Here is a 16,782-nt window from a genome sequence, read left to right as displayed (position 1 = left end):
GACTCCTCAGCCGGCGATCTGCTTGCTGGCCAGGCGCAGGGCGGCGGCGATGTCGTCGACGTCGGCGGCGGTGTAGTTCTCGTTCCAGCCGATCACCAGCAGCCGTCCGTCGATCAAGGACTCGGTGACCGGGCAAAGGCCGCGGACATAACGATCATGAACCTCGGTCAGTGGGTATCCCGAGTCGCCGTACGTCTTCGCCTCGCTGAGCACCGGGTTGAGGTAGAGCGGCCGCTGGATGTAGCCCGGGCCGGCCGCGACCCCCTGCTCCGCCAGCGCCTTCGCGTACACGTGACCGTCGCCGCCCGCCTGCTCCGGATCGATGAAGAGCGGGAACTGCCAGTAGCTGGATCCGTCCACCGGCGCGGCGCGCAGGCCGGGCAGGTCGGCGATCGCCTCGGTCAGCTGGTGCGCCCGATCCCTGCGGTCCTTGACGATCCCGTCCAGCTTCGGCAGCTGGGCCCGGGCGACCGCGGCCTGCAGCTCGGTCATCCGGTAGTTCAGGCTGAGGAACAGATGGGTCCGCTCGTTGGTGTCGCGCGGCCAGGCCTTGTCGGCGAACAGCCGGGCCCGGCGGACCAGGTCCGGCTCGTTCTTGCTGATCACCATGCCGCCGTCGCCGGCCGTGATGTGCTTGGACTGCTGCAGGCTGAAGCAGCCCAGGTGCCCGACGGTGCCGGCCCGGGCGCCGGACGCGGTGAGCGTGCCGTACGCCTGCGCGCAGTCCTCGATCAAGATCACGCCGTGCCGGTCCGCGATCTCCCGCAGTTCCTCGACCGGCGCGGGGACGCCGAACAGGTGCACGACGATGATCGCCTTGGTCCGTTCGGTGATCGCCGCCTCGACCGATGCGGGATCGAGGATGCCGGTGTGCTGATCGACATCGGCGAACACCGGGATGGCGTTCTGCATGACGATCGGCAGCACCGTGCCGGCGTCGGACAGGCCGGTGGTGATGATCTCGTCGCCCGGCCCCGGGTTCACCGCCGCGACGGCGAGGTGCAGCGCTGACGTACCGGAGGAGCAGGCCACGACGTGCTCCACCCCGCAGTACGCGCCGAACTCCTGCTCCCAGGCCCGCGTCTCGCCGCCGACCGTACTGTTCAATTGACCGCTGTTGATCACGCGGGTGACGGCCTCGAGTTCCTCTGCGCCGATCCGACGACCGGACAGGTCGTTCACCGTCGGAAAGGGCGTGGTACGGATCGGGCCGGAGGGTTCTGTGGTGGTCATCGCTGAGTCCTACCTCGACGCTTGGTAATTTAGGCGCTAATCTAATGCAAAATACTGCGCGCCGAAACTACTCGAGGCCACCGGATCGAGAGTCGAGACGCACCAGCTGCAAGTCTCAGAGAGGTGACGACGTGACCAGCACCAGTGCCGACAAGGGTTTGGCCGTTGAGGGTGGGCGCCCCGCACTCGAGGGTCTGCCCCCGTTCCCGTCCTGGCCGCAACATTCCGAAGCCGACGCCCAGGCTCTGCTCGGCGTGCTCGAGTCCGGCAAGTGGGGCAGCACGCACGGCGAGATCGTCTCGACCTTCGAGTCGGAATTCGCCGCCGCCCACGGCGCGAAGTACGGCGTCGCCCTGACCAACGGCACGCTGGCCATCGCGGCCGCGCTGCGGGCCGCCGGGGTCGGGGTCGGCGACGAGGTGATCGTGCCGCCGTACACCTTCATCGCCACCGCCTCGGCCGCCCTGTTCGTCGGCGCCGTGCCGACCTTCGCCGATGTCGAGCCGGACACCCACCTGATCGATCCGGCCTCCGTCGAGCGGGCCATCACCCCGCGGACCAAGGCGATCATCGCGGTCCACCTGGCCGGCTCGGTGGCCAACCTCGACGCGCTGAACCACATCGCGGAGACCCGCGGCCTGACCCTGATCGAGGACGCCGCGCAGGCGACCGGCGCCGCCTGGCGCGGCCGGCCGGTCGGCGCGATCGGCCATCTCGGCACGTTCAGCTTCCAGAGCAGCAAGAACATCACCGCCGGCGAGGGCGGCATCGTCCTCACCGACGACGAGCGGCTCGCCTCCGCGGTCTACTCCCTGGTGAACGTCGGCCGGGTCCGCGGCGGCGGCTGGTACGAGCACGCGTCGGTCGGGTACAACCTCCGGCTGACCGAGTTCCAGGGCGCGCTGCTCCGCGGCCAGTTGTCCCGGCTGCCGGAACAGCAGAAGGTCCGCGACGAGAACGCCAAGCTGCTCACCCAGCTGCTGGCCGACGTCGACGGCGTCGAGGTGGACCGCGAGCCCGCCGAGATGACGGCCCACGGCCGGCACCTGTTCATGTTCCGGGTACCCGAGCTCGGCAAGGCCGGCCTGCGCGACGCGGCCGCGAAGGCCCTGAACGCGGAGGGCGTCGTCGGCGCCTCCGGCGGCTACGTGCCGCTGCACCGCAACGAAGCCCTGCTCGCCGAGTCGACCGCGTTGGCGGAGCGCCTCGGGCAGCCGTACCCGCAGGCCGACTGCCCGGTCTCCGACCTGGTCTGCACCGACACCATCTGGTTCCCGCAAACGATCATGCTCGGCAGCACCGAGCAGATCCATGCCGTCGCCGACGCCATCACCAAGGTCGTCGGCTCCGGTGCTGCGCTGAAAACCGCCAACTGAAAGGGATGTTGCGTGAAGACCCTTGCCGATCTCGACCACACGCTGAGTGAACCCGGCGATGATCTCGTCGCCGATCTCAGCCGTCTGCGGGGTGACATCGTCGTCCTCGGCGCCGCAGGAAAGCTCGGTCCGAGCTTGATCGAACTCGCCTGCCGCGGGATCGCCGCGGCGGGCACCGGGGCCAAGGTGCATGCCGTGTCCCGGTTCAGCCGCGGCGAGCTCGCCGACCGGCTGGAACGCGCCGGCGCCGGAGTGATCCGCGCCGACATCACCGACGACCAGGCGCTGGCCACGCTCCCCGACGCGGAGAACGTGATCTTCCTGGTCGGCGCCAAGTTCGGTACCCAGGGCAACGAATCCGCGACCTGGGCGACCAACACCTACCTGCCCGGCCGGGTCGCCGAGCGGTACAAGGCGGCCAAGATCGTCGCCCTGTCCACCGGCAACGTGTACCCGCTGTCCCCCGTCACCTCGGGCGGCAGCGCCGAGGACGACCCGGTCGGGCCGGTCGGGGACTACGCGATGTCGTGCCTCGGCCGGGAACGGATCCTGACCCACTTCGCCAAGACCAACCAGACCAAGCTCGCCTTGATCAGGTTGAACTACGCGGTGGAGCTGCAGTACGGCGTGCTGGTCGATCTCGCCACCAAGATCAAGAACGGCGAGTCGATCGACCTGACCACCGGGTTCGCCAACGTGGTCTGGCAGGGCTACTGCAACGAGGTCATCCTCCGTTCGCTGCACCACGCCGACACGTCGCCGTTCGTCCTCAACCTGACCGGCCCGGAGACCCTCTCGATCCGCCGTGCGGCAGCGAAGCTGGCCGCCCGGATGGGCGTCGAGGTGACCTACACCGGCAGCGAGGCCGACACCGCACTGCTCTCGGACGCGACCAAGTGCCACCGCCTGTTCGGCTACCCGAACGTTCCTCTTGATCAAGTGATCGAGTGGACCGCGGACTGGGTCGCCGCGGGCGGCGCGATGCTGGGCAAGCCGACGCACTTCGAGACGAGGGACGGGAAGTTCTGATGAGTGCCCTTGATCGATTCGCCGCCGGGACCGTGATCCCGGCCCAGCCGTTGGCGCTGACCGAGAACCTGGACCTGGACGAGCGGCGGCAGCGTGCCCTGTCCCGCTACTACCTGGCGGCGGGCGCCGGCGGCATCGCGGTCGGCGTGCACAGCACCCAGTTCGGGATCCACTTCGAGCACAACCACCTGCTCAAGCCGGTGCTGTCGCTCGCCGCGGACGTGGTCAAGGAGTCCGGCGACGAGGACGCGGTCCTGGTCGCCGGCGCCTGTGGCCCGACCGAGCAGGCCGTCGCCGAGACCCAGCTGGCCGCCGAGCTCGGCTACGACGCGGTGCTGCTGGCCCCGTACGGCGCCGGTGATCTTGATCTGGACCAGTTGCTGGAACGGGCCCGGGCCGTGTCCGAGGTGCTGCCGTTGATCGGCTTCTACCTGCAGCCCAGCGTCGGCGGCCGGCCGCTGCCGCGCCGGTTCTGGACCGGGATGGCGGAGATCGAGAACCTGGTCGGTATCAAGATCGCCCCGTTCGACCGGTACGCCACCCTGGACGTGCTGACCGGCATCGCCGAGTCCGATCGCGCCCTGGACATCGCGCTCTACACCGGCAACGACGATCACATCGCCGGCGACCTGCTGATGAACTTCCCGCTGCCCGGTGGGCGGCGACTGGAGTTCATCGGCGGCCTGCTCGGCCAGTGGTCGCTCTGGACGGCCGAGGCGGTCAAGCTGCTCGAGGACAGCAAGCTGGCCAAGGCCGGCGACACCGAGGCCCTGAACCGGGTGCTCGCCGTCGACGGCCCGCTGACCGACGCCAACGCCGCGATCTTCGATGCCGCGAACCAGTTCCACGGCTGCCTCCCCGGAATCCACGAGATCCTCCGCCGCCAGGGCCTGCTGCAGGGCCTCTGGTGCCTGGAGCCCGGCGAGGTCCTGAGCCCCGGCCAGCTCGAGGAGATCGACCGCATCTGGGCCGCCTACCCCCAGCTGCGCGACGACGCCTTCGTCGCCGAGCACCTGGACACCTGGCTCGCCTGACCCGCCAAGGCGCCCCGCCCCCACGGAGCCCTGACCCCGCCGACCCCCGCCGACCCCCACCAACCCCGCCGACTGGGCACAAAAGCAGCCGTTTTTGCGGCGTGTCGCTGCAGAGGTGCCCTGTCGGCGAAGGGGGCGGTGGGCCGAAGGCGGGTCGGTGAAAGGGGCGGGCCCGTGAAAGGGCGGGCCCGTGAAAGGGCGGGCCCGTGAAAGAGACGGGCCCGTGAAAGAGACGGCTCGGCGACCGGGGCGGCGCGACGAACGAGACCGTCCGACGAACCGCACGACTCGGAATGGGCGGGTCGGCGCACGGGCGACCCGACGAACGAGCCGGCTCGGCGATCGAGACGACCCGACGAACGAGACGGTCCGACGAACCCCACGACTCGGCGACCAGGCCGGGGCGGCGCACGGGCGACCCGACGGACGAGCTGGCTCGGCGATCGAGGCGACCCGACGAACGAGACGGTCCGACGAACCCCACGACTCGGCGAACGGGCCGGGGCGGCGAACGGGCGGGCGGCGAACGGGCGGACCCGCGCACGGCGCGGCGCGGCGAGACTGCTCGACGAACAGGTGACCCGATGAACAGGGCGACCCGACGAACGAGCCGGTCCGACGAACCCAACGACTCGGCGACCGGGCCGGGGCGGCGAAACGGGCGGGCGGCGCACGGCGCGGCGCGGCGCGAGAGACTGCTCGACGAACAGGTGACCCGACGAACAGGGCGACCCGACAAATGAGACGGCCCGACGAGCGGCGGGCGACGAACCCGCACGGTCCCAGGGGCGGCGGAACGATCTTGAACTGGCCAGGCCTCGCCTCGGACTGACGCCCTGGCACCGAGTCGACCTCCAGCGCAACCAGTAGATCCCACACCGCTCCGGGTGCCGCCGCTACCGAGACCGCCCCACTCTCCGTCCGGTCTTGGACCGCGCAAGTGGCACTGGATTGCATTTCGACGACCCGAAAGTCCCGAAATCGGGGCTGGTGGAGGCGTTGAGATGCAATCCCGTGCCACTCGCTGCCTGAACCCGCCTTGGAGCGTCCGGCTGTCGTCAAAGCTCTTCAACTCGACAGGTTCAACGTTGAACTGGCCTCCAGCGGTCCAGTTCAAGCGCTTTCGCGACAGCTGACGGTGCCCGTCGACCAGGTCAGGGACGCGTGCCGGGCGCCGCGCGAGTCGCGGGGGTGGCCGGGCGGCGGATGGCTAGGGTTCGAGCCATGTTCACGCTGACGATTCTCGGGGCTGAGCTGTACGTGATCCTGTGGTTCTTCTTCATCTTCAGCGTGCTCGGCGTCATCGTCGAGATGCTGTACGCGATCGCGCAGGACGGCGTGATCGAATCCCGGCGCGGGCTGCTCTACCTCCCGCTCAGCCCGATCTACGGGATCGGCGGCGTGTTGATCACGCTCTTCTTGCTGCCGTACGTGCACGAGCCGTTGATCTTGTTCTTCGTCGGGATGCTGGTCGGCAGCGCCCTGGAGTATGTCGCGAGTCTCGTCATGGAGAAGGCCTTCCACACGGTCTTCTGGGACTACAGCAAGGAGCCGCTGAACCTGCATGGCCGGATCTGCCTGCGCTACTCGATCTACTGGGGCCTGCTCTCGCTGTTGCTGATCTACGTGATCGACGTCTGGACGTACCGGATCGTGGAGGCGATCAACCGCTCGATCGGTGAGATCGTGCTGATCGTGATCATGGTGCCCACCGTGTTCTCGATCATGATCACCCTGTTCGCGTTCGACCGACTGAAGCGCAAGGTGTCCGAACTCCGTGCCGCCGACGTCGGCGGTACGGCGGCGTTCCACCCCGGGCACGGGCGCGCTGCCGCGCTGCTGGACCGGCTCGCCCCGGACCAGTTGATCATCAACACATTCCCGCGGATGAGCCTGGTCACCGAGTACTGCCGGCTGACCGAGCTGCAACCGCGCCAGATCGAGGTCGGGCTGAGGGCCCCGCGACGGGTTCGGGAGCGCCTGGTCCGCTGACCGGGTCGGCTCCGCAACCGACTGAACGCACCCTCGGCCCGAGCGGTACGCCGTCGCACTGGCCGGGGAACACGAACACTCGCGAAGCCGCTGCCAACGTCTTTGGCCGGGCCCACCTAGCTCGGGCCGGGCGTCAGCGGCGGTTGCAATGCGGCGAGCAGAGCTTGGTGGATCCGCCGATTGCTGTAGAGGCCGCCGTGGTGGTCGGGCGATGATCCGCCGCGGTGATCGGTGAACGAGCCGCCGGCCTCCCGGATCAGCAGGATCCAGGGTGCGTGATCCCACGGATGACAACAGTCGACGAAGAAGGCGTCGATCTCACCGCGGACGAGCTCGACGAGCGGCAGCGGAGTCGGAGCCGGCCGTAGCGTACCGGCCGGCAAACGGTTCACGACCGGCGCAGGGTGAGGGGCGACAAGCGCGCCGTCGAGCGCCGCCGTCTCGGACACCCGTAGTCGCCGGGTCGGCTCGCCAGTCCTGCGCTCGTACGTCCCAGATCCGGCCGAAGCCCACCAGCGCACGCCCAGGGCCGGCGCGTCGACGACGGCCACGCTGAGTTCACCGTCGATGTCGAGGGCGATCTGGATCCGCCAATTCGGGTTGCCCCTGGCGAACGCGCCGGTGCCGTCAATCGGGTCGAGAATCCACGTCCGGGTCCCGGTGACTTGGGCGCCGAGTTCCTCTCCGAGAATGCCGTCGTCCGGCCGCAGCTCGGCCAGCGCGTGGCGCAGCAGCCGCTCCACCGCGCGATCAGCCTCGGTGACCGGGCTGGCGTCATCCTTGGTCTCGGTGGTGACTCCACGCTCGAAGTAGTGGCGGGCCACGACCGCAGCCCGATCGGCAAGTTCCTGCGCCAGCTCGAGATCGGACGACTGTCGGGTGACCGGAGCCGCGACCGCGCGCGACGAAGTCAAACCCGCCGCCTCCTTCGCCGCCGCGACCAGAGTGGGTCCGAACCATTGGTCACGTTCCAGGCGTTCGGTGATCGTCGCCACCTGAGCCGTGATGTCGGCGCCATTGGCCCAGCGAGCGCAGAGGTGATTGCCGAGGTTGTTCAGGTGGAACGCGCAGCGCAGGTCCGCCAGCAGGTCGAGGTCGCCGAGGTCAGTCCCAGCGACGTCGAGGTAGCCGCGGACGAAGCTGGCCGCTCGGGCCACGGTGGGCCGCGCCATGGATGCGGCAATCGCGAGGTCGGCCAGCCGGAGGTCCAGGTGTGCAAAGTCCCAGTCGACTACCGCGCCGACCTGGTCCTCGCGGAACAGCACTTGGCCTGGGGCGAAGTCGCCATGGGCGATGACCTGCGGGTACGACGCGATCGATGCTGCGGACAGCCGCGCGGCCACCTCCTCCGCCTGTCGCCGCAGCCACGCTCCGGCGCGGCCGAAGGCCCGCTCGAAGTCTGGCAGGACCTCCGCCATCGTGCTGCCGCCACCCGGTCGCGGCAGGGTGAGAAACTCGTCCAGTCGGCCCCAGCCGGGCCGCTGCCCGAGCTGATCCAGCTGCTTCGCCGTGTGCTCATGCAGCTCGGCGAGCAGCCGCCCGTAGGACGCCGGGTCCGCGACCGGGACTTCAGGATGCGCGCCACGGACCCAGTCGAAGGCGACCCAGACTGAGCCGTTCACCGAAGTCGGACCGGCGACCACGGCTGCGACCGGCGCGCCCGTGTCGACGAGGGTCGCCAGCAACTCGCACTCGTAAGCCACCTCGGGCAGCAACCTGAACGACGGCGACTGGCGCAGGGCGACCGGGACACCGTCACGGTAGGCCCGCCAGACCTTATTGACCCGGCCGCCGATGACCGGCTCGGCCTCCGCTTCGTCCAAGCCCAGTGCGGACACGACCTCCGAACCGATTGCTGACATCGCAAGCCACCTCCTCTGCGGGCTGCCGACGACGCCCGTGATCGAACCTAGCCGCGCCGGCGCCTCCGGGTTCGCGGCGTCCCGCCCCGTGGAAGGTTCAGGCTCCGCGGCGTTCTAACTGAACCTCCGCTAACGGCATGGCCCGACAGGCTGGGCCCGGGCACGGCTTGGCAGCTCGATCCAACCCCTGGTACGACTCGGGCGGCCAGTGGGCCGCGAGGGTCGAACCCGTGGCCGGGTTCCGCTCCCCCTGATCCGCCCCGCGCCGCTCGTCGACTCCCGAAAACGTGTCGCTACACACATGTGTAGTAAATGATGCACGTGAGTAGTACGCTCTTCCTGGAGGTAGTGATGACGAACGTTTCCGACCCGGATGATCTGACCGCCCGCGCGCGGATCAGGGAGGCCGCGATCCAGCAGTTCGGCGAACTCGGGTTCGACCGGGCGACGATCCGCGGGATCGCTACGGCAGCAGGGGTTTCGTCGGGACTGGTGCGACACCACTACGGCTCCAAGCAGGCCCTGCGGGAGGCCTGTGATGATCACCTGACCAAGATCATCGGGCGGCTGAACGAGCAGGCGCACGCCTTCCCGGCAGCCGGCCCGATCAATCCCGCGGCCGAGCTGCGCCGCTACCAGAACTACCTGGTCCGCAGCCTGACCGACGGCGGGCCCAGTGCGATCTTCGATCACATGGCTGCCCTTTCGACCGAGTGGCTGGCTGCGACCGACGCGGCCGACCCGGACCCGCCGCGCACCCCTGCGACGGCTCGAGCGGCGCTGCTGACCGCGATGAGCCTCTCGGTGACCCTGCTGCGGCCGCACCTCGAACGCGGCTTCGGCGTCGACCCGGAGACCCCGGAAGGCGAGCTGCTGTTGATGCGCTCGCTGGTCGACCTCTACTCGCATCCCATCCTGAGCCGGCCCGAGGCCGAGCGCATCCACACCGCGCTCGACGCCATGGCGGCCGGCCCGAACGACCAACCACTCCCAAGGAGAACTCGATGACCGACGCCATCACGGTGTCCGGGTTGATCAAGAACTTCGGCGCCAACCGGGCCCTGGACCGGTTCGACCTCAGCGTCACCACCGGCGAGGTGCACGGCTTCCTGGGCCCGAACGGGGCCGGCAAGACCACCACCCTCCGCATCCTGCTCGGCATGATCAGGCCCGACGACGGCCGGATCTCCTTGCTGGGCGGGGATCCCTGGACCGAGGCGACCGAACTGCACCGGCGGTTGAGCTACGTGCCGGGCGATGTCACGCTGTGGCCCAACCTCACCGGCGGGGAGGTGATCGACCTGCTGGCCCGGCTCCGCGGCGGCCAGGACCGGCGCCGCCGGGACGAGCTGATCGAGCGATTCGAGCTGGACCCGCGCAAGCGCAGCCGTACCTACTCCAAGGGCAACCGGCAGAAGGTCGCGCTGATCGCCGCGCTGTCCGCCGACGCCGAATTGTTGATCTTGGACGAGCCGACCTCCGGCCTCGATCCGTTGATGGAGGCCGTCTTCCGCGACGTCGTGGCCGAGATCCACCAGAAGTCCGGGGCGACGGTCCTGCTGTCCAGTCACATCCTGTCCGAGGTCGAGGCGCTCTGTGACCGGGTGACGATCATCCGGGACGGCCGGACCGTCGAGTCCGGCACCCTGGATCAGTTGCGGCACCTGACCCGGACCACGATCCAGGCCGAGCTGACCGGGCCGGCGCCGGCGCTCGCGACGCTGCCTGGTGTGCACGACCTCGAGGCGGACGGGACCAAGATCAGGTTCGATGTCGATCCCGAGCAGCTGGAGGCGGCGCTCGGGCTGCTGGTGGCGGCCGGCGTCCGTGGGCTGATCAGTCAGCCGCCGACGCTGGAGCAGCTCTTCCTCCGCCACTACGAGTCGTCCGCCCGGGCCGAGCGGGTGCCGACCGGGTCCGGTGCCCGGTGAACGGCACCTTCACCGGCACCGGGGCGATGCTGCGGCTGTTCCTGCGCCGCGACCGCTGGTTCCTGCCCGGGATCATCGTCTTCCCCGGCCTGGTGCAACTCGTCTTCGTGGCGGCGTTCACGGCCGCCGCGCCGACCGCCGAGGCTCGCCAGGCCTACGCCGAGACCAGCCTGCACAACGCCGCCTTCTCCGTCACGTACGGGGTGCTGCGCGGCTCGAGCCTCGGCGAACTGGTCACCTGGCGGGCCGGCTTCCTGCCGGTGGTCGTCGCCGTCCTGGTGCTCTTGTTGATCATGCGGCACACCCGGTCCGAGGAGGCCGCCGGGCGCCGCGAGCTGGTCGCCGCGACCCGGGTCGGCCGGCACGCCGCGCTGGCCGCAGCCATGATCGAGTACGGCGCAGTGAGCCTGCTGCTGGGCCTCGGCTCGACGCTGGCCCTAGCGCTGGCCGGCCTGCCGGTCGCCGGTTCGCTGGCGTACGGCCTCGGACTGGGACTGGTCGGCTGCACGTTCGCCGCGATCGGCGGACTGGTCGCCCAGCTCACCACCGAGGCCGGCACCGCCCGGCTGATCGGCGTCATGATCATCTCCGCGGCCTTCCTGATCCGGGGCGTCGGCGACGTCAGCGCCCAGACCGGCGGCGGCTTCGGCTGGCTGTCCTGGGCCTCCCCGATCTCCTGGGCCGGGCAGTTGCACCCGTTCAGCGGTGAGCGTTGGTGGGTGGCCGCCGTCGTCGCGGTGATCATCGGACTGGTCGTCGCAGGCTCGCTGTGGGTGTCCGGCCGGCGTGATCTCGGCAGCGGCGTGGTCCGGCCCCGGCCCGGTCCCGCCACCGCCGCCGGCTCCCTGGCCTCACCGTTCGCGTTGGCCTTGCGGCTGCATCGCGGCGGGCTGGCCAGCTGGGCCGCCGGCTTCGCCCTGGTCGGGCTGCTGACCGGCGTGGTCGGGCTCAGCATCTCCGAGCTGCTCGACCGCACCGAGGCGGGCCGTCAGGCCGTCGCCCGGATCGGCGGACCGGGCAACGTGATCGACCAGTACGTCGTCGGCATGATGATGATGGCCGGCGTCGTCGGTGCCTGCAGCGCCGTGAACGCGGTGCTGCGGCTGCGGGTCGAGGAACGCGACGGCCGCGCCGAACTCCTGCTCGCCGGCCCCGTCGACCGGCTCCGCTGGGCCACCGGCCACCTGCTGCTGGCGCTGGTCAACGGGACCGTCGGCATCGTCGCGGGCGGGCTGTTCCACGGCCTCGGCCTCGGCCTGATCACCGGGAACCTCGGCGCCGACCTGGCCCGGGTGCTCCCCGGCGCGCTGGTCTACCTGCCGCTGGTCTGGCTGTTCACCGCGATCGCGTTCGCCCTGTTCGGCTGGCGGCCGCGACTGGCCGCGATCACGTACGCCCTCGCCGCGGTCAGCCTGTTCTTCGGCTGGATCACCGGCGAGCTCGCGCCGGGGCACTGGGTCGCCCGGCTCTCCGTGTTCGAGTACGTCCCGGAGCTGCCCGGCGGGACCTTCACCCCGCTACCGCTGCTGATCATGGTCGGCGCGTCGCTGGTGTTGATCATGACCGGCCTGGCCGCCCTGCGCCGCCGCGATCTCCCGGTCGGCTGAACCACGGTCAGTAGAGGCCGAGGAAGTCTCGCAGCCACTGATCGATCTCATGCAGGCAATCCGCGTCGATCCGGCCGGCCGTCCGGCTCACCCGGTCTCGACTGATGGCTCGTGGCTGTTCCGTGAGCGCCCAACCGGCCTTGCGCAGACGCAGACCGGAGCCTGTCAGCCGCACATGGTGGGGCCAGCCACGGTCCTTGGTCGAGACGGGGAGGGCGATCGCGAGGTCGGGCACAGACTCCAGATAGTCGTTCGATGCGACGATGACCGCTGGTCGCTGGCCGAACTGTTCGCGGCCACGAGTCGGGCTGAAATCGACCCACACCACGTCGCCCCGGCGCAACTCACGCATCGGCTAGGCCATCGTCCGCGGCTTGATCCCACACCTCCGTGACCTCGTCGTAGTCGCTGTCCCGACCACCGCCGCCATAGGCCTGCCGAACCGCTGCGAACCGCTGCGTCCGGGCATGCTCGTCGGTCACGCGCCGCAAGAACTCAGCCGCCGTCAGCCCCTCGGCTCGGGCGGACCGCATCACGGTCTCACGCAAGTCCTTGGGCACCTTGATCGTGGTCATCTCGGACATGCGGCCAGGATACCATCAGGGTCCCAGCGAGTCATACCACTGATATGACGTTTCAGACTACCTCAGCCAGTTCGATCGTCAGCGCGGTCCCCTCTTCTGGAAGCCCTCCTCGAGTTCCTTGCGCTGGGCGTCGCCGGTCTCGCTCTTCCACTGCTTGACCGCGTCGTCCCAGCCGGACACGGGCTTGCGTCCGACGATGATCTCCGTCTGGGCGTCCTTCATCCGGGCCGTCGCGGCGGCGCCCTTGGTCACGCTCTCCTCCGAGTAGAGACCGAGGGCGGCGTTCAGCACCCCGTCCTTGAGGATCTTGGTCGCGTACGCGTGCATGGCCTTCACCCGGTCCGGATCCCCTGGCATGTAAAGGGATCCGTACTGCTGCGAGCCGCAGTAGTGCAGGCCCTGCGGGGAGTTGATCGACGCCGACTCGGTGAGGATCGGGTCGGTCTCCCTCAGCGTGTGATCGGTCCCCTCGGCGCCGAAGTTCACCGTGAGGTACTCCGCGGTGCCGAACGGCGACGCCACGTAGTCGACGAACGTCAGCAGTTCCTTGACCCGGTCCTCGGAGTCGGCCTTGATCCCGCACCAGGCCCCGTAGGCCGGATTGCCGAGGTGCTTCTGCGCCGCACCGCCGCCGCTCCACTGGGGCAGCGTCAGCACGTTGATCCGCCACTGCGGATAGAGCCGCCCGTAGCGCATCCACTGGGAGAAGTCCTGCAGGTAGATCGACGTGGTGCCACCCATCCACCAGGGCCAGTTCTGCGACGGGTTCGCGACGCCGTCCGGATGGATCAGGCCCTCCTGATACATCTTGCCGGTCTCGGACAGCGCGTCCTTCATGATCGGCGACTCGTATTCGTGGGCGAACGCGCCGCCCTCCTCGGACCAGTTGTTCGGGCCGCCCATCATCTCCAGCATCGACTGCAGCATCCAGTCGGCCGGGTGCGCACCCATCGCGAACTTCGACCGCTTCGGGTCGGTCAGCTGCCGGCACAGGTCGAGGAAGTCCTGCCCGTCGGACAGGTCCGGCGGCTCGGAGATCCCGAACGACTCGAAGAGATCGCTGCGGTAGCTGGCGATCTGGCCGCCGTGCGGCCGGGGCTGCGGGATGCCCCAGATCCGCCCGTTCTGCATCGGCACCTGCCAGGCGAGCGTCGGGATCGACGCCAGCACCGGATAGTCCTTGATCTTGTCCCCGGACAGGTGATCGGAGAGGTCGGCGAAGTACTTCTCCAGCATCCCTGGCATGCCCGGCACGTTGATCACCTGGCACAGGTCGGGGATCTGGCCGCCGGCGATGGTGGTCTGGAACTTCGCCTGGTAGTCGGTCGACGTCACGGTGTTGATCTCCACCGTGACCCCGGACTGCTTCTCGATCGCCTGCCACCAGGAGTTCTGGCCGCGCTGCGCGATCACCTGATCGGACTGCAACAGCGTGGTCACCGGCGCCGACAGCGACAGCGGGAAGCCGTCCCGCTTGACCGGCTCCTTGGGGTACGCGAAGTAGCCGGCCGGGATGCCGCCGTCGCCCTCGGGCAGGTCCGCCTTCACGCCCGTGTACGGGATCCGGGTCGGCGGCGGGACCGCCTCCGCGTTCGTACCGCCGCCCGGGCCGCCCGAGGACGGGCTCGAACAGCCGGCCAGGGCGAAGCCGGTGGCGGCGGCGCCGAGTGAGACGCCGGTCAGGAAACCGCGTCGGCCAAGGGTTCTGCTCACCTTGCTCATGATCGCTTCTCCAAGATCGTTTTCGATGGGGGTTGCCAACCGGCCGACGGATCCAGGACGAACACCCAGTCGGTCGTCTCCGTCGTCGTCGGTACGGTCAGCGTGAGCTGGCCGCGGCTGCCCGGGTGCCGGCCGAGCCAGCGGGGCGACAGGTCCGTGCTCGAACAGCCGAACCACACCGCCTCTTCTTGATCATCACCGGAGAGCCGGGCCCAGCCGTCGACGAACTGCCAGTGCAGGTCGCCCGGAGCCAGCCAGTGCGTGATCACCTCGGTGGCGCCGGCGAGGACGTCCCGGACCAGCACCGTGGCCCCGTCCAGCCGGACCGCCCGGTGCAGCGGCCCGGTCAGCTCCGGATAGCAGCCGCCGAGGTCGACGACCGCCTCGGTCGCCGACCACGCGGTCAGCACGGCGCCCCGCCGGGTCTGGCCGGCGCCGTCGATCACCGGAGCGTTGTGCGCTCCATGATCAAGAGTGAAGTCCCGCTCCGCACCGGACCGGTACTGCTGATAGCCGGGATCGGAGATCCAGGTCCGGCCGGCGCCAGCCGAGGACCAGCTGGCCAGCGTCGTGATGGAGATGGCCGACCTCGACCCGGGGCGTGGCCACCGCGGCCAGCACCTCGCCGGTCGTTCCCGGACCGGCCGTCCGCAGCGCCACCGCACCCGGTTGCCGGACCCCGGTGACCGGGAGCGCCGGACCGTCGTCAGGCTCGGGCCAGGCCAGCATCCGGGTCAACGCGGCCGACGGAAACGCCCGCAGCGGCACCGTACGGCACCAGTCCGCGAGTCCGGGCTCGGTGGCCGCCACCGCGGCGATCACGGTAAGCCACTGCGTCATCTCGGGCTCGACGTCGCCGAGCGGCACCTGCAGGTCGGGCCGGCCGGGCACGGTCGTCGCCGGCCAGCCGAGGGCGGCGCTCCGGATCTCCTCGGTCGCCGCCGCATCGGGGGTGACCGCCAGCCACTCCAGCAGGTGTTCGATCAGGTAGCCGTCGTAGCCGACGCCCTCCGTGTAGCCGGCGTCGCGACGGAGCCGTACCCACAGCGACACGGCCTGGTCGGCCAGCTCACGGAGCTCCGGCAGCGCCGGGTGATCAAGTTCGGCGGCCAGCCGGCCCGCCGTGAAGAGCGGGATCAGCCGGATGTTCTGCAGCCGGCGCAGGTCGTCCGCCGGCGGCTCGGCCCGTTCCCGCCGGTACCGCGGCAGCAGCGAGTCGGTGATCAGGCGGTCGGCAGTCCGGGCCAGCTCGGCTCGGGCCTGACCGTTCGCGGCGGCCAGCCCGCGGGTCAGCCAGAGCGCGACCGAGGCGGTGATCAAGCCCGCCTGATCACTGTCGTCGACGAAGGTCGACCAGCCGGCCAGCCCGGTCAGTTCCCGCAGGACGGTCTCGGCGGCGCCGGCGTTGTGCAGGGCGGCCCAGCGCTCCTCCAGGCCCCAGCCGATCCAGACCAGCCACGGGTAGATCGGGATGCCCGGAATCGGTGCCGGGAAGTCCTGCGGCCGGGAGTCGAGCGGCAGCGGACAGCTCAGCCGGTAGCCGATCCGGTAGTAGTCGACCGGCAGCTCCCGTGCCCTCGCGCCCGCCGCGCCACGGCGGGCGGCCTCCGCGTGAAGTTGATCATCGTCCCAGCAGTCCGGGTCCATGATCATTCCGAAACGACCTCCCGGGTCATCGGCAGGTTCCCGGCCAGCAGGCCGCCGTCCACCGGCAGCGCCACCCCGGTGATCCAGGCGGCGTCGTCGGACGCCAGGAACAGGGCCGCCCGGGCCACGTCCTCGGGTGCCCCCACCCGGCCGAGCGGATACCAGCGGGACACCTTCTCCAGCCGGTCCGGCTCGGCGGCCAGCCGGTCGTCCCAGATCGGTGTCCGGATCGTGCCCGGCAGGATCGCGTTGCAGCGAACACCGTCCGGCCCGTACCGGACGGCCAGGCTGCGGGTCAGGCTGAGCAGCCCGGACTTGGCCGCGCTGTAGGCCTCGTTGCCGAGATACTGCGAACCGTTGACCGAGCCGATGTTGACGATGCTCCCGGCGCCGCGGGTGATCATCCCGGGCAGCACCGCCTGGCTGCAGAGGAAGCTGCCCTTGAGGGTGACCGCCACCTCGGCGTCCCACTGTTCCTCGGTCAGCTCCAGGAACGGGGTGTCGCCCGCGACCGCGGCGTTGTTGATCAAGACGTCGATCCGGTTCTGCTCGGCTTCGATCTCCGCCACGGCGGCCCGGACCGCGGCCCGGTCGGTGACGTCGACGACCCGGCCGGCCGGGTGTTCCGCGACCGCGGCGGTGCGGTCGAAGACGAACACGGAAGCGCCCTCGGCCGCGAACAACTCCGCCATCGTGGCGCCGATTCCCGAACCGCCGCCGGTGATGATCACGACCCGATCGCGGAACCTCGCCATGGTGGCCTCC

General features: G+C 70.0%; 15 protein-coding genes. 7 read left to right on the top strand and 8 right to left on the bottom strand.

What is annotated here, in order from left to right; genetic code table 11:
• Positions 1 to 6: 6 nt before the first annotated feature.
• Positions 7 to 1,233: a DegT/DnrJ/EryC1/StrS family aminotransferase gene (locus ACFQU4_RS00860; protein ID WP_377485711.1), complete on the bottom strand. Its 1,227-nt coding sequence runs from the start codon at positions 1,231 to 1,233 to the stop codon at positions 7 to 9.
• 131 nt (positions 1,234 to 1,364) lie between these two features.
• On the opposite strand from ACFQU4_RS00860, the gene ACFQU4_RS00855 reads away from it, so the two are divergent.
• From ACFQU4_RS00855 to ACFQU4_RS00840, 4 genes are all read left to right on the top strand, one after another.
• Entirely contained in the window at positions 1,365 to 2,609 is a 1,245-nt protein-coding gene (locus ACFQU4_RS00855; protein WP_377485709.1) for a DegT/DnrJ/EryC1/StrS family aminotransferase, read from the top strand.
• Between the two features lie 12 nt (positions 2,610 to 2,621).
• Positions 2,622 to 3,638, top strand: a complete 1,017-nt coding sequence (locus tag ACFQU4_RS00850; RefSeq protein ID WP_377485707.1) for an NAD-dependent epimerase/dehydratase family protein — start codon at positions 2,622 to 2,624, stop codon at positions 3,636 to 3,638.
• Positions 3,638 to 4,672, top strand: a complete 1,035-nt coding sequence (locus tag ACFQU4_RS00845; protein ID WP_377485705.1) for a dihydrodipicolinate synthase family protein — start codon at positions 3,638 to 3,640, stop codon at positions 4,670 to 4,672. Before ACFQU4_RS00850 ends, ACFQU4_RS00845 begins: the two co-directional genes overlap by 1 nt.
• 1,224 nt (positions 4,673 to 5,896) lie before the next feature.
• Positions 5,897 to 6,664, top strand: a complete 768-nt coding sequence (locus ACFQU4_RS00840) for a putative ABC transporter permease (RefSeq protein ID WP_377485703.1) — start codon at positions 5,897 to 5,899, stop codon at positions 6,662 to 6,664.
• A gap of 116 nt (positions 6,665 to 6,780) precedes the next feature.
• Here the strand turns inward: ACFQU4_RS00840 and ACFQU4_RS00835 are convergent, their stop codons facing one another.
• On the bottom strand, positions 6,781 to 8,526 hold the full coding sequence (locus tag ACFQU4_RS00835) for an inositol monophosphatase family protein (RefSeq protein WP_377485701.1): 1,746 nt from the start codon (positions 8,524 to 8,526) through the stop codon (positions 6,781 to 6,783).
• Positions 8,527 to 8,877: 351 nt separating this feature from the next.
• Between ACFQU4_RS00835 and ACFQU4_RS00830 the strand changes: the two genes are divergently transcribed.
• Genes ACFQU4_RS00830 through ACFQU4_RS00820 form a run of 3 tightly spaced genes read left to right on the top strand, consistent with a single transcriptional unit; the run spans position 8,878 to position 12,064 of the window.
• On the top strand, positions 8,878 to 9,534 hold the full coding sequence (locus ACFQU4_RS00830) for a TetR/AcrR family transcriptional regulator (RefSeq protein ID WP_377485699.1): 657 nt from the start codon (positions 8,878 to 8,880) through the stop codon (positions 9,532 to 9,534).
• Complete coding sequence (locus tag ACFQU4_RS00825) at positions 9,531 to 10,457, top strand: ATP-binding cassette domain-containing protein (protein WP_377485697.1); 927 nt, start codon at positions 9,531 to 9,533, stop codon at positions 10,455 to 10,457. Before ACFQU4_RS00830 ends, ACFQU4_RS00825 begins: the two co-directional genes overlap by 4 nt.
• Positions 10,454 to 12,064, top strand: coding sequence for an ABC transporter permease (locus ACFQU4_RS00820; RefSeq protein ID WP_377485695.1), 1,611 nt, complete (start codon positions 10,454 to 10,456; stop codon positions 12,062 to 12,064). The genes ACFQU4_RS00825 and ACFQU4_RS00820 overlap by 4 nt, the downstream gene beginning before the upstream one ends.
• Positions 12,065 to 12,071: 7 nt before the next feature.
• Here the strand turns inward: ACFQU4_RS00820 and ACFQU4_RS00815 are convergent, their stop codons facing one another.
• From ACFQU4_RS00815 to ACFQU4_RS00790, 6 genes are all read right to left on the bottom strand, one after another.
• Entirely contained in the window at positions 12,072 to 12,416 is a 345-nt protein-coding gene (locus ACFQU4_RS00815; protein WP_377485693.1) for a type II toxin-antitoxin system PemK/MazF family toxin, read from the bottom strand.
• A complete protein-coding gene (locus ACFQU4_RS00810; RefSeq protein ID WP_377485691.1) occupies positions 12,409 to 12,648 on the bottom strand; it encodes a hypothetical protein in 240 nt (79 codons plus the stop codon). Before ACFQU4_RS00810 ends, ACFQU4_RS00815 begins: the two co-directional genes overlap by 8 nt.
• Before the next feature lie 78 nt (positions 12,649 to 12,726).
• Entirely contained in the window at positions 12,727 to 14,361 is a 1,635-nt protein-coding gene (locus ACFQU4_RS00805) for an extracellular solute-binding protein (RefSeq protein WP_377485689.1), read from the bottom strand.
• A gap of 5 nt (positions 14,362 to 14,366) precedes the next feature.
• Entirely contained in the window at positions 14,367 to 14,816 is a 450-nt protein-coding gene (locus ACFQU4_RS00800) for a hypothetical protein (RefSeq protein ID WP_377485687.1), read from the bottom strand.
• 22 nt (positions 14,817 to 14,838) lie between these two features.
• Entirely contained in the window at positions 14,839 to 16,023 is a 1,185-nt protein-coding gene (locus ACFQU4_RS00795) for a hypothetical protein (RefSeq protein ID WP_377485685.1), read from the bottom strand.
• Positions 16,020 to 16,772 carry an SDR family NAD(P)-dependent oxidoreductase gene (locus ACFQU4_RS00790; protein WP_377485683.1) on the bottom strand — a complete coding sequence of 251 codons (753 nt, stop codon included), beginning with the start codon at positions 16,770 to 16,772 and terminating at the stop codon, positions 16,020 to 16,022. Before ACFQU4_RS00790 ends, ACFQU4_RS00795 begins: the two co-directional genes overlap by 4 nt.
• Positions 16,773 to 16,782: the final 10 nt, after the last annotated feature.

It is taken from the genome of Microlunatus sp. GCM10028923 (assembly GCF_042666975.1).
Taxonomy (GTDB): Bacteria; Actinomycetota; Actinomycetes; order Propionibacteriales; family Propionibacteriaceae; genus Microlunatus.
The sequence above is the reverse complement of the archived record's forward strand: the minus strand, read 5'-3'. Positions and strand labels throughout refer to the sequence as shown.